Origin of the sequence: Gottfriedia acidiceleris (genome assembly GCF_023115465.1) — a bacterium.
Classification (GTDB): Bacteria; Bacillota; Bacilli; order Bacillales; family Bacillaceae_G; genus Gottfriedia; species Gottfriedia acidiceleris_B.
The window spans coordinates 1,153,059-1,173,764 of the sequence record NZ_CP096034.1 but is presented as its reverse complement, the minus strand read 5'-3'; the positions used below and the strand labels follow the sequence as shown (position 1 = coordinate 1,173,764).

20 protein-coding genes are annotated in these 20,706 nt (G+C 33.1%); 3 read left to right on the top strand and 17 right to left on the bottom strand.

What is annotated here, in order from left to right:
- Window positions 1-3: 3 nt before the first annotated feature.
- The 6 genes from MY490_RS05510 to MY490_RS05485 all read right to left on the bottom strand — a co-directional run bounded on the left by MY490_RS05510 (window position 4) and on the right by MY490_RS05485 (window position 8,932).
- Window positions 4-2,199 (bottom strand): RelA/SpoT family protein, encoded by a 2,196-nt coding sequence (locus tag MY490_RS05510; RefSeq protein WP_248268327.1) that lies wholly within the window; start codon window positions 2,197-2,199, stop codon window positions 4-6.
- Between the two features lie 162 nt (window positions 2,200-2,361).
- Window positions 2,362-2,874, bottom strand: a complete 513-nt coding sequence (locus tag MY490_RS05505; RefSeq protein WP_248268326.1) for an adenine phosphoribosyltransferase — start codon at window positions 2,872-2,874, stop codon at window positions 2,362-2,364.
- The gene (gene recJ, locus MY490_RS05500; protein WP_248268325.1) at window positions 2,874-5,225 is read right to left on the bottom strand and encodes a single-stranded-DNA-specific exonuclease RecJ; all 2,352 of its coding nucleotides are present in this window, start codon (window positions 5,223-5,225) and stop codon (window positions 2,874-2,876) included. Before recJ ends, MY490_RS05505 begins: the two co-directional genes overlap by 1 nt.
- 39 nt (window positions 5,226-5,264) lie before the next feature.
- Complete coding sequence (locus tag MY490_RS05495; protein WP_248268324.1) at window positions 5,265-6,176, bottom strand: cation diffusion facilitator family transporter; 912 nt, start codon at window positions 6,174-6,176, stop codon at window positions 5,265-5,267.
- A gap of 137 nt (window positions 6,177-6,313) precedes the next feature.
- Complete coding sequence (gene secDF, locus MY490_RS05490; RefSeq protein WP_248268323.1) at window positions 6,314-8,551, bottom strand: protein translocase subunit SecDF; 2,238 nt, start codon at window positions 8,549-8,551, stop codon at window positions 6,314-6,316.
- 102 nt (window positions 8,552-8,653) lie between these two features.
- On the bottom strand, window positions 8,654-8,932 hold the full coding sequence (locus tag MY490_RS05485) for a post-transcriptional regulator (RefSeq protein ID WP_098232594.1): 279 nt from the start codon (window positions 8,930-8,932) through the stop codon (window positions 8,654-8,656).
- 156 nt (window positions 8,933-9,088) lie between these two features.
- On the opposite strand from MY490_RS05485, the gene spoVB reads away from it, so the two are divergent.
- Window positions 9,089-10,645, top strand: coding sequence for a stage V sporulation protein B (gene spoVB / locus MY490_RS05480; RefSeq protein WP_248268322.1), 1,557 nt, complete (start codon window positions 9,089-9,091; stop codon window positions 10,643-10,645).
- A gap of 126 nt (window positions 10,646-10,771) precedes the next feature.
- Here spoVB and MY490_RS05475 read toward each other — a convergent pair whose 3' ends face one another.
- The gene (locus tag MY490_RS05475) at window positions 10,772-11,422 is read right to left on the bottom strand and encodes a DUF421 domain-containing protein (RefSeq protein ID WP_248268321.1); all 651 of its coding nucleotides are present in this window, start codon (window positions 11,420-11,422) and stop codon (window positions 10,772-10,774) included.
- A 223-nt stretch (window positions 11,423-11,645) separates the two neighbouring features.
- Between MY490_RS05475 and MY490_RS05470 the strand changes: the two genes are divergently transcribed.
- Window positions 11,646-12,029: a TIGR04086 family membrane protein gene (locus tag MY490_RS05470; RefSeq protein WP_069035161.1), complete on the top strand. Its 384-nt coding sequence runs from the start codon at window positions 11,646-11,648 to the stop codon at window positions 12,027-12,029.
- A 126-nt stretch (window positions 12,030-12,155) separates the two neighbouring features.
- On the opposite strand, the gene yajC is transcribed toward MY490_RS05470, so the two are convergent.
- From yajC to ruvA, 6 genes are all read right to left on the bottom strand, one after another.
- Complete coding sequence (gene yajC, locus MY490_RS05465; protein ID WP_248268320.1) at window positions 12,156-12,428, bottom strand: preprotein translocase subunit YajC; 273 nt, start codon at window positions 12,426-12,428, stop codon at window positions 12,156-12,158.
- A gap of 27 nt (window positions 12,429-12,455) precedes the next feature.
- Entirely contained in the window at window positions 12,456-13,595 is a 1,140-nt protein-coding gene (gene tgt / locus MY490_RS05460; protein WP_248268319.1) for a tRNA guanosine(34) transglycosylase Tgt, read from the bottom strand.
- 20 nt (window positions 13,596-13,615) lie between these two features.
- The gene (queA, locus tag MY490_RS05455) at window positions 13,616-14,644 is read right to left on the bottom strand and encodes a tRNA preQ1(34) S-adenosylmethionine ribosyltransferase-isomerase QueA (RefSeq protein ID WP_248268318.1); all 1,029 of its coding nucleotides are present in this window, start codon (window positions 14,642-14,644) and stop codon (window positions 13,616-13,618) included.
- Between the two features lie 87 nt (window positions 14,645-14,731).
- Window positions 14,732-14,929 (bottom strand): DUF2905 domain-containing protein, encoded by a 198-nt coding sequence (locus MY490_RS05450; protein WP_248268317.1) that lies wholly within the window; start codon window positions 14,927-14,929, stop codon window positions 14,732-14,734.
- Entirely contained in the window at window positions 14,926-15,927 is a 1,002-nt protein-coding gene (gene ruvB / locus MY490_RS05445; RefSeq protein WP_248268316.1) for a Holliday junction branch migration DNA helicase RuvB, read from the bottom strand. Before ruvB ends, MY490_RS05450 begins: the two co-directional genes overlap by 4 nt.
- 5 nt (window positions 15,928-15,932) lie before the next feature.
- The gene (gene ruvA, locus MY490_RS05440) at window positions 15,933-16,550 is read right to left on the bottom strand and encodes a Holliday junction branch migration protein RuvA (protein WP_056472609.1); all 618 of its coding nucleotides are present in this window, start codon (window positions 16,548-16,550) and stop codon (window positions 15,933-15,935) included.
- 194 nt (window positions 16,551-16,744) lie between these two features.
- On the opposite strand from ruvA, the gene MY490_RS05435 reads away from it, so the two are divergent.
- Entirely contained in the window at window positions 16,745-17,350 is a 606-nt protein-coding gene (locus tag MY490_RS05435) for a GNAT family N-acetyltransferase (protein WP_248269326.1), read from the top strand.
- A 58-nt stretch (window positions 17,351-17,408) separates the two neighbouring features.
- Here the strand turns inward: MY490_RS05435 and MY490_RS05430 are convergent, their stop codons facing one another.
- From MY490_RS05430 to MY490_RS05415, 4 genes are all read right to left on the bottom strand, one after another.
- Window positions 17,409-17,918, bottom strand: coding sequence for a BofC C-terminal domain-containing protein (locus MY490_RS05430; RefSeq protein WP_248268315.1), 510 nt, complete (start codon window positions 17,916-17,918; stop codon window positions 17,409-17,411).
- 193 nt (window positions 17,919-18,111) lie between these two features.
- A complete protein-coding gene (locus MY490_RS05425) occupies window positions 18,112-18,573 on the bottom strand; it encodes a GNAT family N-acetyltransferase (RefSeq protein ID WP_248268314.1) in 462 nt (153 codons plus the stop codon).
- 24 nt (window positions 18,574-18,597) lie between these two features.
- Window positions 18,598-19,179: a TetR/AcrR family transcriptional regulator gene (locus MY490_RS05420; protein WP_248268313.1), complete on the bottom strand. Its 582-nt coding sequence runs from the start codon at window positions 19,177-19,179 to the stop codon at window positions 18,598-18,600.
- A 748-nt stretch (window positions 19,180-19,927) separates the two neighbouring features.
- On the bottom strand, window positions 19,928-20,701 hold the full coding sequence (locus tag MY490_RS05415) for a YhcN/YlaJ family sporulation lipoprotein (protein WP_248268312.1): 774 nt from the start codon (window positions 20,699-20,701) through the stop codon (window positions 19,928-19,930).
- Between the last annotated feature and the right edge of the window lie 5 nt (window positions 20,702-20,706).

Sequence of the window (20,706 nt, the reverse complement as noted above, 5' to 3'; positions counted from 1 at the left end):
CTATTAGTGGAAAATACGTCTCACAGAGTAAATGTCTGGAATTTGTTTAACTTTATCCACTACTTTTTGCAGGTGGTTTATATTACGAATAGACAAGCTCATTGTAATAGTTGCCATCTTATTTCGATCATTTTTTCCTGTTACTGAAGAGATATTCGTTTTTGTTTCATTTACTACTGAAAGAACTTCATTTAAAAGACCGCGACGATCGTAACCGAAAATTTCTATATCAACGTTATAATCACGTTCAAACGTAGGGCTTTCTTCCCAATCAACTTCAATAAAGCGATCTTCTTCACTATCATTTAACATGTTTACACAATCGCTTCTATGAACTGAGATTCCTCTGCCTTTTGTGATATAGCCAACAATATCATCACCAGGTACAGGATTACAGCATTTAGATAAACGGATTAATAAATTATCTACACCTTTTACAGAAATACCAGCATCTTTACGACGTGATGGAGCTTTTTTAAGATCCGAAGAAAGTTCTTTTAATCGGTCTTCTAGCTCAATTTCAGTACGTTTACGGAATTTATCTGTTAAACGGTGAGCAATCTGTGTTGCAGTAATTCCATTGTATCCGACGGCTGCATACATATCTTCTGCATTTGAAAAATTAAATTTCTCTGCGACGCGTTTTAAATTTTCAGACGTTAATACTTCTTTCAAATCACATTCTAGCGCTTTAATTTCTTTTTCAACTAATTCCTTGCCTTTTTCAACATTCTCTTCTCTTCTTTGCTTTTTAAAATATTGACGTATTTTATTTTTAGCATGTGAAGACTGAGCGACCTTTAACCAATCTTGGCTAGGTCCATACGAATGCTTAGATGTCATAATCTCAACGATATCACCGGTTTTAAGTTTATAATCTAGTGGTACCATTTTTCCATTTACTTTTGAACCAATTGTCTTATTTCCGATTTCAGAGTGAATTCGGTAAGCAAAATCGATTGGAACAGACCCTAGTGGTAATTCAAAAACATCACCTTTTGGAGTAAATACAAAAACCATATCAGAGAATAAGTCCATTTTTACTGATTCCATAAACTCTTCTGCATTTGTAGAATTATCTTGCCATTCGATAATTTCACGGAACCAACTTAATTTATTTTCTAATGTTTTTTGTGAAGTAAGATTTGCATTATCTTCTTTATATGCCCAGTGTGCTGCAACACCATATTCAGCAATTTGATGCATTTCTTGTGTACGAATTTGTACTTCTAGTGGTTCACCTTTTGGACCGATAACAGTCGTATGAAGAGATTGATACAGATTTGCCTTAGGCATAGCAATATAATCTTTAAAACGACCTGGCATTGGTTTCCAGCAAGTATGAATAACGCCTAAAACAGCGTAGCAATCTTTAATACTATTAACAATGACACGTACGGCTAATAAGTCGTAGATCTCGTTAAATTGTTTATTCTGCTTAGCCATTTTATGATAAATGCTATAAATATGCTTAGGACGTCCAGAAATTTCTGTTTTAATTTCTACATCTTCAAGCTGAGTTGAGATTTCGTTTATAACCTCTTCTAAATATTGCTCACGCTCTGCTCTTTTTCGCTTCATTAAGTTAACAATTCGATAGTATTGTTGTGGATTTAAATAGCGCAATGCTGTATCTTCAAGCTCCCACTTTACTTTACTAATCCCTAGTCGATGAGCTAGCGGTGCAAATATTTCTAACGTTTCATTCGCAATTCGCATACGTTTTTCTTGAGGTAAGTGTTTTAACGTTCTCATATTGTGAAGGCGATCGGCTAATTTAATTAATATTACTCTCAAGTCCTGTGCCATCGCTACAAACATTTTGCGATGATTTTCAGCTTGCTGTTCTTCCTTCGATTTAAACTTGATTTTACCTAACTTTGTTACACCATCTACAAGCATAGATACTTCTTTGCCAAAATGGTTCTCTAAGTCCTCTTTAGATACTTCAGTATCCTCTACTACATCATGAAGAAACCCAGCACTAATGGTTGTCGCATCCATCTCTAAACCAACAAGGATACCTGCTACTTGAACCGGGTGTATAATATATGGTTCACCTGACTTACGAAATTGCTCACTATGTGCGTCACGAGCATATTCATAAGCACGTTTAATAAACGCCACATCATCTTCTTTTAAATAATGGGTCGCTTGCTCTAAAACCTGTTCTGCTGTCAAAACTTGCTCAGTAGCCATCTAATCACCTTAAATCATTATTTCTTCTATTATCATGAAAATTTCGTTTTTTGTAAAGCAGGAGTCGTCAAAATTCATTTTTTTTTGCAGATCTTTGATAGAAAAAGAGCACTCTGACTAATCAGAGTACCCTGTTTGGATAACATTATCATATGTTAAAAATTAATAAGTCATTAGTGTAAATATATCATAGCCTTCTAATTTTTTACGACCTTCTAAGTAAGATAGCTCAATTAAGAAAGCAATACCTACTACAATTCCACCTAATTCTTCAACTAGTTTAATTGTAGCTTCAATCGTACCACCAGTAGCTAATAAATCATCAGTGATCAGAACACGTTGACCTGGTTTAATAGCATCTTTATGCATTGTTAACGTATTTGTACCATATTCTAAATCGTAGTTGTAGCTAATAACTTCACGAGGTAATTTACCTGGCTTACGAACAGGTGCAAAACCTATTTCTAAAGCATAAGAAATTGGACAACCAACGATGAATCCACGAGCTTCTGGTCCAACTACTAAATCAACATCTTTTTGTTTCGCATAAGCTACGATTTGATCAGTTGCTTCTTTATAAGCTTTTCCATCATTCATTAGTGATGAAATATCTTTAAACTGAACACCTTCTTTTGGCCAGTCCGGTACAATCGTTATATAATCTTTTAAATTCATTAAATAAGTGCCTCCCCATTTTCGGAAAAATGACTTTTCATATTTTGAAAAAATGTAGTTAATTCATCACATTTTGAGTACAGAAACAAACGTTCTAGTTCAATACTAGCTAATTTTCTTGCATACGTATTAGATAAAGAGAGATCTTTCTTCTCAGTTTGTGGCAACAAACGAATTTTTCCATCCTCTATTGTAACAAATTCTAAATCAAAAAACACCTTTGTCATAAAATCGACTTGTTCTTTTTTCCATCCCATCTTACGACATAATGCCACTTCATACATGTTCATGTCAAATGGATTGGTATTTGCTAAGATTGAATAAAATTTTTTAAAACTTTCTCTACTCGGGATTGGTGAGAAGAAATGTAATTCTTCTTGATTAAAAATTAAGTAGATTCGTTCTGATAATCCTTTTCGAAAAACTTCTTTTAAAACATTTTCAGAACTAGGTAAATCAAGTAAGATCACATAGTTATTTTGTATATTAAGATCTAAGTTTAGGATATCTTCATATGCAACAAACGTAGAAATAGGATATTTAGTCTTTAAATTTTCATATTCATTTGATGATTGATGTAAAAATATGAATTTTTCTTCGGTATGAGGTAAAGTTAATCGATGTGGCTCTTGACCTCTTAAATCAAATAACTGCCAATGATTTACTTTAATATCATGAATCATTAACTGTGGCTTTCGTTTCCCATTCCATTCGTTAATGGAAGCCATCCCTAAGCAGGATATTTTTGATCCAGTTGCAATTTCATTCGCAACATGTCCAAATCCAAACCCTACAGCATCAAGGAATGTAACGTCATCTTTAAGTTGTACTTTAAGATGTGCACCTTCATTACCGATTTGTTTAATATTTAGAGCATCAACCTCGTTTATTTCTAAAACAGGTTTTGGATTATGCATACCAAATGGTGCCAGCATATTTAATTCATTAATGAATGAGATTGAAACTTCACTAGCCTGACATTTTAAATCGACTTCTTTTAATGGGATAAAATCTTCATCTGTCATAATTTGATCTGCATATTCATTTAAACGATGTCTTAATAGCTCGACATCTTCAATTGCCAACGTCATACCAGCAGCAAGTGTATGGCCTCCAAAATGAGGTAAAATATCTTTACATTTTGTTAAGTTTTCAAATAAAGAAAAACCTTCAATGCTTCTTGCTGAACCTTTTGCTATTCCCTTTTCATGATCAATACTTAGAACAATTACTGGTTTGTAAAAGCGATCAACTAATTTCGAAGCAACGATTCCAACTACTCCTGCATTCCAGCCTTCTTTTGCGACAATAATTACTTTATTTGAACAAGATGAATCAAGTTCGTTAACTTGCTTAATTGCCTCTTCGGTCATGCGTGAAACTAATTCTTGTCGTTCCTTATTTAGGATTTCAATTTGCTCTGCTCTTTTTTTAGCAAGTGCTCTATCATTTTCCAAAACTAAGTCTACTGCAGGCTTAGCATCACCCAGTCTACCAACTGCGTTAATTCTAGGACCAATTGCAAATCCAATTGTTTCTTCCGTAATTGAATCTGTTGTAGTTCCACTAATTTCTAAAAGAGCTCTTAGTCCTTCACGCTGAGTTTGCTTCAGTTGCCTTACACCTTTTTTTACAATTAAACGATTTTCATCAACTAAAGGTACTAGATCAGCAACCGTCCCAATCGAAACTAGTTCCAAATATTCCTCAGGCTCCCTACCTAATAATGCGGAAGCGAATTTAAACACAACTCCTACACCTGCTAATTCTTTAAAAGGATAGCTAGGACTTAGCTTTGGATGAATAATTGCAATAGCGTTTGGTAGTTCTTCTGGTGGTTCATGATGATCGGTAATAATTACATCCATGCCTAGTTCATTTGCAAAATTAACTTCCTCAGCTGCTGAAATACCTGTATCTACAGTAATGATTAAAGAATAACCTTGTTCGTTCGCCCATTTAAATGCATTCTTATTTGGACCATACCCTTCAGTAAAACGATTTGGTATATAATAATCTACTTTTGCTTCTAGTTCGATTAATGTTAAATACAATACTGAAGTACTGCTAACTCCATCTGCATCATAATCGCCAAAAATTAATATTTTTTCATTTTCTTCAATCGCTTGAAATACTCTGTCAATTGCAATATCCATACCCTCTAATAAAAACGGGTCATGAAAGCTCATTTGATCTTCATATAAAAACTTACTTGCTGCATCTACTGTATTAAATCCACGAGTAACAAGTAGCTTAGCTAATAGAGGGGAAATCTGTAATTCTTTACTTAATAATTGCTCTTCTTGGTGATTTGATAGTTTCGGTTTCCAACGTGCTTTTGATTTTAACATTACTCTCACCCCTAACTGTACTATTATACTAAAGTAAACTTATTGGATGAAAGAGTTATTTTTATCATTATATGGATTAATATGGACAAAAACATTTTCCACATCTTTTTGTTCCATCAACTTTGCTTTAACATTTTTACCGATCTTATGTCCTTCTTCAACCGTTATATATGGATCTACTGAGACTTTTATATCAATTATGACATAATAGCCGTGTTCCCTTGCATAGAGCGAATTTATTTCTTTAACTCCTTCTACGTTCCTAACGACTTCTTTATATGGTTCAATCTCTTCTTCATGAAGGACATGATCCATTGTTGTATGTATTGATTCCGCTCCTATATCCCATGCCATTTTTAAAATCATAATTGCTACGATAAGCCCAGCAGCTGGGTCTGCGTATAAAAGTACTGGCATATTAAATTTAGTACCTAAAATTGCAATACCAATACCAATCATAGCTGCAGCAGATGAGTATACATCAGAGCGATGTTCATATGCATTAGCGATGATTGCGTCACTATTTAACCTTTTCCCTAAAGCATATTTATAGCGAAACATCCATTCTTTTAAAAATATAGATATAAAAGCTGCTAATAAAGCGATTAACTCTGGTGGATGAACTGGTTTAAAAAACGCAGTTATAGATGATTTCGTTATTTCAATTCCAACAATAAATAAAAGTACGGCAACAATAATTGCAGCAATTGATTCAGCTTTACCATGGCCATAAGGATGATCCTCGTCCGGTGGCATTTTCGCAGCTCTTAAACCAAATAAAACCGCTATCGAACCGACCACATCTGACGCTGAATGTACTGCATCAGCCATTAACGCTTTACTATTTCCAATATATCCGATAATTGCCTTAACAATTGCTAGAAGTAAATTTCCATATATTCCGATATAAGCCCCTTTCTTGGCTTCCTTATAACGCTCTTCTTGTTCCATATACTTTACCTACTTCCCTTTTTCTAACTCCTCTAAAAAAACACTTATCATTATTAACACATTATATTAGTATCTTCAAATCATAATGAATTTAATACAAAAAAAGAGTATAAGCATGAGCCTATACTCTTTTTAATTTATTTAGCTTCTTCAACATCAATTACTTGGTTTTTATCAAGTTGGCGACCTTTAATAAATAACCAAATTTGTGAAGCAATAAAGATTGAAGAATATGTTCCAACAACTAAACCTATTAATAAAGCAAGTGAGAAGTTAAGAATTGCATGACTTCCGAATAAAAGCAATGCAAGTACTGCTAGTAGTACAGTAAGAACTGTTTTAACAGATCGTCCTAAAGTTTGACGAATTGATTCATTTACAACTTGTTTCAATTCTTCTCTAGAACGAATTTTCTTCTTAAGCTTCATATTTTCACGAACTCGGTCAAATGTAACGATCGAGTCATTTATCGAATAACCAACAATCGTTAGAACCGCTGCGATGAAAGTGATATCTACTTCTAATCTAAAAATACTAAATACTACAACAATGAAGAATGCATCATGTAGTAGTGCAATTACTGAAGCAATGGCATATGAGAATTGGAAACGTAATGATACGTATAGAATAATACCAGCTGATGCGATAATTAATGCTTTAATAGCATTAGCTGCTAATTCTCTACCAACAACTGGATCAACAGTACTTACATTTGGTTCTACCCCAAATTTAGTTGTAAAATCCTTTTTCAAATCATTAATCTGATCTTTTGTTAATACACCTTTAAATACGATTGAACCTGTTTTTGCATCATTTGTAGAAATAGTAATACTTTCCGGCTTCAAGTTCATTTTTGAAATTTCATCATTAACAACTTGTTTGGTAACTGCTGATTTTGATTCAAATGTTACACGTGTACCACTTGCAAAATCAATTCCTAAATTTAATCGGAAAATAGAAAGTATAATTACCCCGACAACTACTGTAGCGATTGAAAAATAAACAAATTTTCGACCAACGCTTACAAAATCGACTTTATCATATTTTGTAGGAGGATGTGCTAAGTTATGATTTAAACCAAGAATTTCACTTTGTTTAACACCAAACCATGTTTTCTTATTATTTAAATAACGACTTTGAACTAATAAAGAAAGTAATAAACGAGTACCGAATACTGCAGTTAAAAAGCTTACTAAAATACTAACAATTAAACTTGTTGCAAATCCTTTTACTGAGCTTGTACCGAATGAGAACAATACCACTGCAGCAAGTAAAGTTGTAATATTAGCATCAAAAATCGTTCCAAATGAACGCTGATTACCTGCACGATATGCAGATGCAACTGATTTTCCTAGTTTAAGCTCGTCCTTCAATCTCTCAAAAGTAATAATGTTGTTATCAACCGCAATACCAACACCAAGTATTAATGCCGCAATACCTGGAAGTGTTAATACCGCATTCATGCCGTCAAATACAAGTAACGTTACGTAAGTATAAGCCATTAACATGATGCTTGCGATTAAACCTGGTAAGCGGTAGAAATAAAGCATAAATAAGAAAATAACTGATACACCAATAATTCCAGCGAAGATTGTTTCATGCAGAGCATCTGTACCAAATTTTGCACCGATTGATGTTGAATACATTTCTTCAAGGTGTACTGGAAGAGCCCCTGCATTTAATAAATCTGAAAGTTCTTTTGCACTTTCAACTGTAAATGTAGAACCAACAATAGAAAGTGAATCGTCGGTAAATACTTGATTTACACTAGCTGCAGATAAGAATTTAGGCTTTGCTTTTGCAGATTCCTTTTTGAAAGAGTCTTCTCCTTCTTTGAAATCTAACCAAATAACCATCATATTATTTGGAGCACCCATTTTTAATACTTTACTTGTAACATCTTTAACCTTATTAGCATCCTTAAATGTGATTGATACACTAGGTTTACCCATTTGGTCAAATGTTTGCTTTGAAGCGCCTTCTTTTAAATCCGCTCCAGTCATTAGAACCTTATCATTTACGTCACGAATGGTTAAGTTCGCTTCAGTAGAAAGAATATCACGTGCTTTAGCTTGATCTTTTACACCAGCTAATTGTACACGAATACGATCTTTCCCTTCGATCTGAATGTTTGGTTCACTTACTCCTAAAACGTTTACACGTTTTTCAAGAGCTTTTGCTGTACTTACTAAAACATTTTTGTTAATTTTGTCGCCCTTCTTAATCGGCTTAACTTTGTAAAGCACCTCAAACCCGCCCTGTAAATCCAGACCAAGCTTAATATTTTTCGCGGTACCAAATACAGTTGTGCCGATTACTGCTGCTAATACAGCAATAATTAAGAAGAAGGCAACAATTCTATTACGCTTCACCATGTTGTGGTTTTCCTCCTCTAACTAGTTCAAGTTCTAGTACGAAATTGGTATGTTTTCATTCTTATATTATACAAATGCAATTTTTTTATTGTCAATTAATGGTTAAACTGACTCCCCAAACTGCCAAGTAGGTGATTTAAATGCTTCGATTCGAATATAATTCATATAATCGTTTACAGTTAAAGAGAGTATGTCTTCTACCAGTTGAAAAAGCTTTGGTTCGTCCTCTTTCTTTCGCCATAAAGTTCTTTCGAGGCATTCCCATAAGTCATCCTCACTGACAGTATCGAATCCAAGCATTCTAAATTCATCCAGTTTACTTTCAATTACTACCTGTAGCTGTGGTTTAAATTCTGCAGCTTGTTGATGAAAAGTCGACATACTCTTCCCCCCTAATTTTCTGTATTTTTAGAAAAATGATTTTAGATCTTCACATTCATTTCCTAGATGTTGAACTAACTTGTCATGCTTGCCTACATTTCTAGCATATATATAATTGTAAATCATTCTAGGCTGTTTGAGAAGGTGGTAAAAGTAATGACAAAGCAAACGTTTTTAAGAGGAACGTTTTTTTTACTTATTGCAGGGCTCATCACAAGAATATTAGGATTTTTTAATCGTATTGTTGTTGCAAGAATAATGGGTGAAGAAGGCGTAGGATTATTTATGATGGCAGTCCCGACACTATTTTTGGTCATGACGCTTACACAGCTCGGCCTTCCGATTGCCATCTCAAAATTAATTGCAGAAGCAGTTGCACAAAATAGACAAGATCGGATAAAAAAGATTTTAGCTGTTTCGATGTCAATAACTGGCATATTAAGTATTATTTTTACAACAGCAATGATCTTTTTATCCCCTTTCATCGCTAAAAACTTATTGACGGATGCAAGGACTATGTACCCATTAATTGCCATCGCTCCAGTTGTTCCAATTATCGCAATCTCATCAGTTTTACGAGGATATTTTCAAGGCGTACAGAATATGCGCCCTTCATCCTTTTCCCAAGTTATTGAACAAGTTGTTCGTATAGTACTAGTTGCAGTTTGTACTAAAACTTTTTTACCATATGGAGTTGAATTTGCCGCTAGTGGCGCCATTATCTCTTCTGTATTAGGAGAATTAGCTTCATTAATTTATATGCTTTATGTTTTTAAGAAAGAAAAAAATGCAAAGTTCATTTCTGGATTTAAGAACAATATTAAAGATGGAAGAAAGACGCTTAGTGATCTATTAAGTATCGCATTACCAACAACTGGAAGTCGCTTAATTGGTTCAATTTCAATGTTTTTAGAACCAATCGTTGTTTCACAAAGTTTAGCGATTGCAGGGGTAACAGCAGCAGTTGCAACTAAGCAATATGGTTTACTTGCAGGATACGCTTTACCTCTATTACTTTTACCAGCGTTTATTACTTATGCACTATCTACTTCACTTGTGCCAGCGATTAGTGAAGCAATGGCCAAAAAAGATCGTATAACTGTTGAAAGAAGATTGCAGCAAGCACTTCGGTACTCAATGATTGCTGGTGGTTGGTCTGTTGTCATTTTATACGTCTTTGCCTCACCGATTTTAACACTAATGTACAAAAGTGACCAAGCTACAAATTTTATATTACTTTTAGCACCTTGCTTTATTTTTTACTATTTCCAAGGACCACTACAAGCTGTATTGCAGGCACTTAATCTTGCAAATTCAGCTATGATTAATAGCTTTGTCGGTTCAGTCGTTAAAATCGCTAGTATTTTATTACTAGCTACAAATCCAAAGTTCGGTATTAACGGTGTTGCTTTAGCTATGAATATTAGTATTGTAACAATAACAGTCCTTCACTATTTCACTGTATTAAAGGCTATCAACTTTTCAATTTTTGTTAAGGATTATGTTTATTGTCTAATCATTTTAGGAATTTGTATTTATGTCGGAAAATTCATCAAAGAATATGTAGTTTTTTCATCTTCATTATTAGTACAAACCCTAGCAAGTATTTCTGTTGTTACATTAATGTATATTTTATTAATTCTATTATTTAACCTAGTTAAGAAAGATGAGATCATCCGAATCCCATTCTTTAAAAAGCTAATTACAAGATAATTGACAATAGAATAGACCATAACAAAACCACAAAGTAATTAATGTACTCTGTGGTTTAATTATTTGCTTCTCTATCTATGTTAGTTTATTTCCACTGCAGGGTACTGATTTCTCTAGATACTGCAATTACTCGTCTTTCTTATCGAAAAATATTTCTTCGCCTCGTAAGCTACAATAAGATACTTGTTTAAATTCATCATAACCATGTTTTTTTAACTGTTCTAATAACCATTTTTTATCTTTATGATACTGATTTAAATTATCTTCTTGTACGATACCATCTAATATTAATGGAAATGTGAGCGAACTATAATTTATATCACCGTTTATTTCCTTTTTAAATATTGATAATTTTCCTGTAGGCTCTAGTAGTGCATAATCAACATCCCTTACATCCCCAATATCCTTCTCTCTTAGTTGGAGTAATAGGTCGTCAAACGTATATCTCTGTTTTTTCATCTCTTTCTCTAAGACTTTACCTTTACTAATGATTAATACAGGATGTCCATCTAATATTTTTCTAAATTTAACACTTTTTAGCGAAATTAGAGAAAAAATTATTTGGATAACTACAATTAAAAACATTGGATAAATCACTTTTATGATCGGATCATCATGGTTTTCGATACCGATGGCTGCAATCTCAGTTAATAATATGTAAACGACTAAATCTAATAAACTTAACTCTCCTATTTCTCTCTTACCCATTAAACGAAAGAAAAATGCAATAATTAAATAGATTAAAATGGTACGAATCGTCATAGAACCTAATTCCATTTTACTTACCCTCACATCCAAAACTTGTTGATTATAAAAAACATGTTCTTAAGCTAGCACTTAATACCTGTAAATATAAGTCCAAATCCAACTAATTATCCATAAAGAAAATAATGGTAGAATTTTGTTCATAATTTTACTATTTGTAATTGCCCTATAAGTATTCTAAAAATTCATCTCATGAATATGCTTGTATTAAAAGAGTGTACAAGGGGGAATATGAATGAAAAAAACAGCTGTAGCTGTCTCTTTTGGCTTTTTAACTATTCTATTATTAGTATTGTCAATTAGTTTGATTTTATCATTATTACTTAAACTAACTTCACTTACAGAAGCAAGTGTCACAACTACAACTCTGATCCTATCATTTATCGTTATGTTAATTGGCGGTTTTGTAACAGGAGCGAAAGGGAAAGAAAAGGGTTGGATTCTTGGATTATTAACGAGTGGAGCGTATTCTATTTTTGTATTTTTTGTACAGTTTCTTGGTTATGACAGAACTTTTTCACAGGAACAAATAATGTATCATGGTATTTTCTTAGGTGTTTGTATGTTAGGGTCAATTTTTGGAGTGAATGCTGCAAGTAATAAATCTTATAATAAATAATTAGTCTGATCATCAACTTATTTTGAGTTTTTCCACTTAAGACTTAATTTAAATTTCTTGCAAAATAAACAAAACGCTAGTTTCCAAATTGGAACTAGCGTTTCTTAAGATACAATAAATTAAAAATTAAGCTTGTGTTCTTGTTTCACGAATTGCGCTTTTTTCAAATACCATACGTGATCCATCAGTAGTTTTTAATGTAATTGTATTATTTTCTTCGTTAACAGCATCAACTATACCGTGTAATCCACCGATTGTTACAACCATATCGCCTTTGCTAATTCCAGCTTGCATAGTAGCTGTTTGCTTTTGACGCTTTTGTTGTGGACGGATTAGTAAGAAGTAGAAAACTATGAACATTAATATTAGAGGTAAAATCCCCATTAAACCATTACCCATCTTAATCTTCCTTTCAATATGTAAATTTTAGAAGTTCCTAGCGTTCGGCTTATTAAAACCGTATTGTTCAAAAAACTCTTCTCGGAAATCACCTAAACGGTCTTCGCGGATTGCTTGGCGAACTTGTTCCATTAATTGTAACAGAAAATGTAAGTTATGGTAAGTAGTCAAACGCATTCCAAACGTCTCTTCGCATCGGATTAAATGACGGATATATGCTCGTGTATAGTTTTTACATGCATAACAGTCACAATTAGGATCAAGTGGAGAATAGTCCTCTGCATATTTTGCATTCTTAATTACTAATCGCCCTTCACTAGTCATACATGTACCATTTCGAGCGATACGAGTTGGAAGTACGCAGTCAAACATATCCACTCCTCGAATAGCGCCATCAATTAATGAATCAGGAGAACCTACACCCATTAAATATCTTGGTTTATCCGTTGGTAGTAAAGGTGTCGTAAATTCTAAAACTCTATTCATTACATCCTTAGGTTCACCAACTGATAATCCGCCAATTGCATAGCCTGGGAAATCTAAAGAAACTAAATCTCTTGCGGATTGTTTACGAAGTTCTTCGTATTCTCCACCTTGTACAATGCCAAATAATCCTTGATCCTCTGGTCTTTGGTGTGAATTTAAACAACGCTCTGCCCATCTGCTAGTTCTCTCAACTGAACGTTTCATATATTCATACTCAGCAGGATATGGTGGACACTCATCAAACGCCATCATGATATCAGAACCTAATGCATTTTGAATTTCCATCGCCTTTTCTGGTGAAAGGAATAATTTATCGCCATTTAAGTGATTTCTGAAATGTACGCCTTCTTCTTCAATTTTTCGGAATTGACTTAAGCTAAATACTTGGAATCCTCCTGAATCTGTTAAGATTGCACGATCCCAGTTCATAAATTTATGTAAGCCACCAGCTTTTTTAATAATCTCATGACCAGGTCTTAACCATAAATGGTAAGTATTACTTAAAATAATCCCAGATCCCATTGCTTTTAAATCTTCTGGAGCCATTGTTTTAACAGTAGCCAAAGTTCCGACAGGCATAAATGCTGGAGTTTCAAATGAACCATGTGGAGTATGGACAATCCCTAATCTCGCACCTGTTTGTTTACAAGTTTTAATATGTTCATAACGAATTGCTGTCATTTTTCGATTCCTTTCAATTCTTAAAGTATTAACATTGCATCGCCAAAGCTAAAGAAGCGATATTTTTGATTTACTGCTTCTTTATAAGCAGATAAAACTGGTTCTCTTCCAGCTAAAGCACTAATTAGCATAATTAGTGTTGATTTAGGTAAATGGAAATTCGTAATCATCCCGTCAATTCCCATAAATTTATATCCTGGGAAAATGAAGATAGACGTCCAACCACTAGCCCCTTCAAACTTACCGTTATTAGCTGTAGCAATCGTTTCAACTGTTCGTGTAGAAGTTGTTCCAACAGTAATGATTCTACCACCGTTTGCTTTCGTTTCATTTAACAGTTTAGCCGTTTCATCAGACATATAGTAGTATTCCGAGTGCATATCATGTTCTTCAATAGACTCAACACTTACCGGTCTAAAAGTACCTAAACCTACATGCAAAGTAATAAATGCCAACTTTACACCTTTTTCTTGAACTTTAGCTAAGAGTTCTTTTGTAAAATGTAAACCTGCCGTAGGAGCCGCCGCTGAACCAATTTCTTTTGCGAATACAGTCTGATAACGATCTTTATCTTCTAATTTTTCTTTAATATATGGAGGAAGTGGCATTTCGCCTAGTTGGTCTAAGATCTCATAAAAAATCCCATCGTATTGGAATTTTAATTTTCTTCCACCTTGATCACTAGAACCTACACATTCTGCCTTTAGTCTGCCATCTCCAAATAAAATGATTGTACCTTCTTTTACTCTTTTAGCAGGCTTAACTAATGTTTCCCATACATCCTGCTCTTCTTGTTGAAGTAATAATACTTCAATTTGGGCACCTGTATCTTCTTTCACACCAAATAATCTAGCAGGCATAACTTTTGTTTCATTTAAAACTAAACAATCGCCCTCTTGTAAATAATCTAACACATCTGGAAACTGTTTATGCTCTACATTGCCAGACTCTTTATGTAATACCATAAGTCTCGATGCTTCTCGGTCCAACAAAGGAGTCTGAGCAATCAATTCTTCAGGTAAATCAAAATCAAATAAATTTACATCCATCTCTTTACACCTCATAAATTTCAGGAGTAAGGACAAAGGGAGGTTATCCAATATTCCCTTTTCCAAACTCTATTTATTCCTACTCATTTATTTTCTCCCAAATAGTGAAAAAATAAGTGAAAGTAAAATACTTATGATAATACATGTTACAATCGGAAAGTAAAACGATACATTTCCTTTTTTTATAAAAATATCGCCTGGAAGTTTCCCTACAAATCGAATAAACAACCCAACAACTAATAAGATAATTCCTACCGTTATTAAAATTTTTGACAAATCAATCATTGCTCCGGCACCTGCAACCCGAAATGTTTGTATGTTAAATCAGTAACAATTCGTCCCCTTGGAGTCCGCTGAAGAAATCCAATTTGAAGTAAGTATGGCTCATATACATCTTCAATTGTTTGTGACTCTTCACCGATCGAAGCTGCAATTGTATCAACCCCAACAGGTCCGCCTTTAAATCGCTCAATAATAGCTAGTAACAATTTATGGTCGATATGGTCTAGACCTGCTTCATCTACCTGCATTTGAATTAAAGAGTCTTTAGCAATGGCAAAAGTAATGATTTCACTTCCTTGAACTTGTGCAAAATCTCTAACTCTTCGTAATAATCGGTTTGCAATTCGAGGTGTACCTCGAGACCTTCTAGCTACTTCTAAAGCAGCGTCATTTTCGATTTCCATTCCAAATAACTCTGCTGTTCTTTTAACGATCAATGCCAGCTGTTCAACTGTATAAAATTCTAAGCGATTTAATACTCCAAAACGATCTCTAAGTGGTGAAGAAAGGAGACCTGCTCTAGTTGTTGCACCTATTAATGTAAATGGTGGTAAATCTATTCTTACCGACCTAGCAGTTGCATCCTTGCCAATTACGATATCAAAGAAAAAGTCTTCCATTGCTGGGTAAAGTACTTCCTCCACTGTTCGAGGCAGCCGGTGAATTTCATCAATAAATAATACATCACCTGGTTGAAGTGAAGTCAAAATAGCTGCTAAATCTCCAGGGCGTTCAATCGCTGGTCCTGAAGTTGTTTTGAATCCAACACCTAGTTCATTCGCAATAATCGCTGCTAAAGTGGTTTTACCTAAACCAGGAGGACCGTATAATAGAACATGATCTAAAGACTCATTTCGCATTTTTGCAGCTTCAATAAAAACTTGCAAATTCTTTTTAACTTTATCTTGCCCTATATATTCCCTTAATGATTGAGGCCTTAGTGAAAGCTCTTGATCAAATTCCTCGCCACTACTTTCACTTGATAAAATTCGGTCATCCATTTTCATCACCTCTTAGCTTGCAATAGTAATTGAAGTGCTTTTTTAATATATTCATCAGTTGAAAGTTTTTCATTCTTCAATAACGGTACGATCTTTTTAACTTCTTTTTCTGCATAGCCTAATGCTTTTAAAGCTTCAATTGCATCATCTAATGAAGATGCTGCACTTTCTTTCTCTTCAATAGCATCTAGGTCAGTAAATAAATCGACTTGAACTGCTCCAAAGACTTTTTCAAGTTTACCTTTCAAATCAAGGATCATCTGTCTTGCTGTCTTTTTACCAACACCAGGAAATTTTGTTAAAAATACTTCGTCCTCTTCTTCTATCGCATGAACAATTTGATTTGGCTCTCCAGTCGCAACAATTGCCAAGGCACCTTTAGGACCGATTCCTGACACACTTAACAATTTTTGAAATAAAGTACGTTCATCTAGTGTTTTAAAACCATATAACATCATAACATCTTCTCTTACATAATGATGAGTATAAACTTTTAAGATTTCATTTGAAGGTCTAAAAACATACGGATTAGGTGTAAATAATTGATAGCCCATTCCGTTATGATCAATTACAATATATTCTGGTCCAACCCATTCTATCTTTCCAATTATGTATTCGTACATGGTTTTCTCCCCTTTTTACATGTATTCCATTGTACCATAGAAAGAAGAAGGAAAAAAATAGTCGGCTGTCGAAAATAAAAATTTTATACATACAATTTAATTAAAAAGTTCATATAAAAATGGCTAAATAATTTAGCAAAATTTAAAAAGCTCGATACATAAGAAAATCCAAAGGGAGGCTATTCAATTTGGACATGTTTCCAATTCTAACTACAGAAAGACTTTATTTAAGAGAAATTAAAGTCACTGATCTTAATCGAATGTTCAATATTTTATCAAGAGAAGATGTCACCAAATATTATGGACTCGATGCACTAAAAAATAGTAGTGAAGTATTGGACTTAATTCATTATTTTAGAGAAATGTATGAGACGCACAACGGCATCCGTTGGGGAATGATTGATAATGAAACAAACAAATTAATCGGAACATGTGGATTTAATGCCTACCAACAACGAAACAAAAGAGCCGAAGTTGGCTATGAGCTACACCCAGACTATTGGAGAAAAGGTTTTGCGTCAGAGGCTTTAAAAGCATTATTATCATATGGATTTGATATTCTTCAACTAAATCGAATTGGAGCAATCGTTTATCCAGAAAATCTCCCTTCTCAAAAACTTCTTGAAAAAATAGGATTTACAAATGAAGGTCTACTACGCCAGTATTTAATACAAGGAAGTACTGCCCATGATACTTATGTTTATTCAATTTTGCGAAGTGAATGGGAAAGGGCCCCGGAAAAGGAGATTCTAAATAGAAAAAATAACTTGAACCATAACAATACAAAAAATCCACAATGAAAATAAATCACCATTGTGGATTTTTTTAAAATTTTAGATAGTCGTTACCAATTTAAATTCAATTTACAATTCTTTCATACTCTTTTAAGTAATGTAATAGATAATCGTAATGATATTTAGTGGAAATTTTAATCCCTTTCTCAAGTTGCTTTTGTTTATTTACTTCTAGTTTATTCGTATCTATTTGAAAAAAAGATTCAATAATATTATTACCACTTGGCGCTCCAATATATAAATTCAAAACTCCATTTGAATTTATTCCTAAATATCCTTTCGACTTTAAAGTAGGTGAAAGATCATTTATTTTTTTCATTAATACGATTTGATCATCATTTTCTTCTATGACTTTCCAACCCTTAAATTCTTTTTTGACTTGACCTAGGGTTTTATGTTGATTAATATAAATTTCCTCAATCACTTCACCGTTTATATATACTTTATGTAAAATGATTGTAATCCCCTTTTTGTTCGAACTATGATGAATATCATTATGAGCTGCCAATGTTTCAGTTTGTGCCGGTATTAATAAAGCTAGTAAACAAACAAATATTAAAATGAACTTTTTCACAAACATCCACTCCTTTAGACACAATTATACAAGCTTTTTTAGTTTGACCATTCCTTTTATCTTTATCCAGCTGTTTAAAATTTTTATATGTAAATGGGCATTAATCTTTTAAACAAAAAAACCTAAAGAGTTGTCTTTAGGAAAGGGGGAAGAAAGCTTTTGATCCTCATTTTTTTACATTTTTATTTTATCTTTAATGGTCAGATGTATTTTCAAATAGAGATATAAAAAAATTAGGTGCCACTTCAATTTTCCTATAAAATTTAAAACCAGAAGTTTTATATAAGTTAATGGCTGGTAGGTTATTTGAACCTGTTGAAACAATTACCTTTTTCTTTTTGGCAATTTCATTTAAAAAATAATTTACTAATTTTCTTCCTATCCCCCGCTTAAAGCAACTAGGATGTACTACCAATCTACATATTTGATATTCGTTATCGTCTTCTGAATAGGCCAAAAATCCTTTTAAATCATTATTAATCACATAACCAATAAAAATTTCTTTGGAATCTCTAATACTTTCAACATTGTCCTTTAATTGTGGTATTCCTTCAAAGTTGATTAACTTTGCCTCTACCTTATATGCTGGTAACTGTACATTTAAAATTGAATTTGCCATTTTTTTGTCTTTATTGTCTAATTTAAAAATCAACATTTCTCCCTCCTAATCCCTTGACCCTTAATCCTGCCCTTTTGATAAACCATTTAGGATATAAAAGTTAAATAACTCTGTAATTTTTTTAGGACTTAGTGCTTCATGCTCTTTCTCCCAATCGATTTTAAGTGTTGTATAAAGTCGAAACATTACCAAAGCAGTTATTTCGGGATCACATTCAACAATTTCTTTCTTTACGATTGCCTCTTCAATTTTTTTCTGTATGTATAGAATGATTGAATGATTCAATCGTTTTAAAGCATCGTGTACTATAGTCGTTCCAATTTCTTTTTGTTCCTGAAGCAACTTTATTGTTAATTCATGTTCATTATGAAAGTCAATAAAAACTTCAATTCCTTTATGTGCTTTTTCGATGAATGAATCTTCATCACGAATAGATTGTTCTGCTAAAAATTTCATTTCATTAATCAAATTATTGATGATTTCATCAAACAACTCTTCTTTATTTTTGAAGAAAGTATAGATTGTTCCCTTTCCAACATTTGCCTGTTTTGCGATTTGACTCATTGTAGTTGCTTTATAGCCAAAAATAGTAAATGACTTTGTGGCAGCTTGTAAAATTTTTTGCTTTTTCAAAGAACTCACCTCAAATTCTATTATTAACCAATTGACCACTTCGAACTTTTGGTCAATATAAAAATCACTTTACCATATTGTATAAGCCTCATCAAACGAATTATTTAACTATTCTAAGAACTAAAAGTACCTAAATTTGTAGAAATCCGTCCCTAAAACTGAACACTCTGAAAAGGAAGAAGCAAGAGCTTCTTCCTTTTCAGAGTGTTGAAATATAAAGACGTCAATAGGGAAAACGGACTTTAAATGAACATTTAATAATGATAAAATTAGCATTTTTTGAATGATTTTTTAATGATTTTAAATGTTAATATGTTTGAGCAATTTCATTATTTCAATAACAATAGAAATGATTTTTTTAGACGTTAAAAATATTATAAGCTTTTTTTAGAAAACAAATTCGATTGTTTAGTTTAATAAATGTTCAATATTAATTGATCTACAATCTGATTAAAGTTAGATTACTCTAAGGAAAGGCTATTTGATTAGGGTTTATTGCAGACATTTTTAGATGAATAAGTTGATTGGAATGGAGGGATGCTCGACTCCTATGGGATAAGCGGGAAGGCTGAGACCCCACAGGCTTGCCGAGGAGGCTAAAGAATCTCGCCCCATGGAAAGCGAGCATCCTGTAATGGAAATCAACATCACTCTACTCCTTTCACGAAAATTTGATAATTAATTGACAAGGTAGTTTTTCAACAGCATGAAAAGGAAGAAGCAAGAGCTTCTTCCTTTTTAATGTAAAAATTGATATTTATCGGTTTGGATTAGTTGCATCCTTAACATCATTTTTTACATTTCGATACATATGTTTAACATTTTCTTTTGTATCGTATAATACATTTTTAGTGGCATTTGGAACATTATTTGTAATGTTATTTAAATTATTTCTAATCGTTCCATCAAATGTTACATATACTTTTTTACCACTCGTGTATGGTGATAAAGCGTCTTTGATTTTAGATCTAAATGCGCTTTCATCAACATTTTTATTTACTAAATCTACTGCAACAAGAACCTGATCACCAACAGCTACCGTGTTTGCCTTGGCTACATTTGACATTTGTTCTACTCGTTTAGAAATTTGGTCAGCAAACTTTCGTTCACCAGCATTCATATTAGTATTTGTACTAATATTTGTATATGGTACAAGAGGAGCTGTATTTAAATCATTATTATAACGAACTTGATCCATCGTGTAGTTTCTATTCATATTGTTGACATTTCTTCCATATGTTCCGTCATGGATAACGCCATCATTAGAATACTCACTACTCAAACCTTCATTTATACGATCATTTCCGTAGTGATTATTTTTCTTTGCGAAATAATCTTGGTTATTAGGATAGTTTACGTTTTCATAACGATCATTAACAGCATAAGGGTTTGTCGGTCTATTGAAGTTTACTTTTTCATAACCAACATTTCTTTTATGGTCATTCATAGCATTATTGTTTGTTCCACAAGCAGATAATGTTAAAACTGTTAGCACCGTACCTGTAGCAACGATAAGACCTTTTTTATTCAATATAA

Bases quoted from the DNA above. Each gene is read 5' to 3' on its own strand.
- spoVB (WP_248268322.1), top strand. From the start codon at position 9,089: ATGACAAAGCAAACGTTTTTAAGAGGAACGTTTTTTTTACTTATTGCA.
- MY490_RS05425 (WP_248268314.1), bottom strand. From the start codon at position 18,573: ATGTTGATTTTTAAATTAGACAATAAAGACAAAAAAATGGCAAATTCA.
- MY490_RS05495 (WP_248268324.1), bottom strand. From the start codon at position 6,176: ATGGAACAAGAAGAGCGTTATAAGGAAGCCAAGAAAGGGGCTTATATC.
- tgt (WP_248268319.1), bottom strand. From the start codon at position 13,595: ATGACAGCAATTCGTTATGAACATATTAAAACTTGTAAACAAACAGGT.
- yajC (WP_248268320.1), bottom strand. From the start codon at position 12,428: ATGGGTAATGGTTTAATGGGGATTTTACCTCTAATATTAATGTTCATA.
- recJ (WP_248268325.1), bottom strand. From the start codon at position 5,225: ATGTTAAAATCAAAAGCACGTTGGAAACCGAAACTATCAAATCACCAA.
- MY490_RS05470 (WP_069035161.1), top strand. From the start codon at position 11,646: ATGAAAAAAACAGCTGTAGCTGTCTCTTTTGGCTTTTTAACTATTCTA.
- MY490_RS05510 (WP_248268327.1), bottom strand. From the start codon at position 2,199: ATGGCTACTGAGCAAGTTTTGACAGCAGAACAGGTTTTAGAGCAAGCG.
- MY490_RS05485 (WP_098232594.1), bottom strand. From the start codon at position 8,932: ATGTCGACTTTTCATCAACAAGCTGCAGAATTTAAACCACAGCTACAG.
- ruvA (WP_056472609.1), bottom strand. From the start codon at position 16,550: ATGTACGAATACATAATTGGAAAGATAGAATGGGTTGGACCAGAATAT.
- MY490_RS05505 (WP_248268326.1), bottom strand. From the start codon at position 2,874: ATGAATTTAAAAGATTATATAACGATTGTACCGGACTGGCCAAAAGAA.
- ruvB (WP_248268316.1), bottom strand. From the start codon at position 15,927: ATGGATGACCGAATTTTATCAAGTGAAAGTAGTGGCGAGGAATTTGAT.
- queA (WP_248268318.1), bottom strand. From the start codon at position 14,644: ATGGATGTAAATTTATTTGATTTTGATTTACCTGAAGAATTGATTGCT.
- MY490_RS05475 (WP_248268321.1), bottom strand. From the start codon at position 11,422: ATGGAATTAGGTTCTATGACGATTCGTACCATTTTAATCTATTTAATT.
- MY490_RS05435 (WP_248269326.1), top strand. From the start codon at position 16,745: ATGTTTCCAATTCTAACTACAGAAAGACTTTATTTAAGAGAAATTAAA.
- secDF (WP_248268323.1), bottom strand. From the start codon at position 8,551: ATGGTGAAGCGTAATAGAATTGTTGCCTTCTTCTTAATTATTGCTGTA.
- MY490_RS05450 (WP_248268317.1), bottom strand. From the start codon at position 14,929: ATGATTGATTTGTCAAAAATTTTAATAACGGTAGGAATTATCTTATTA.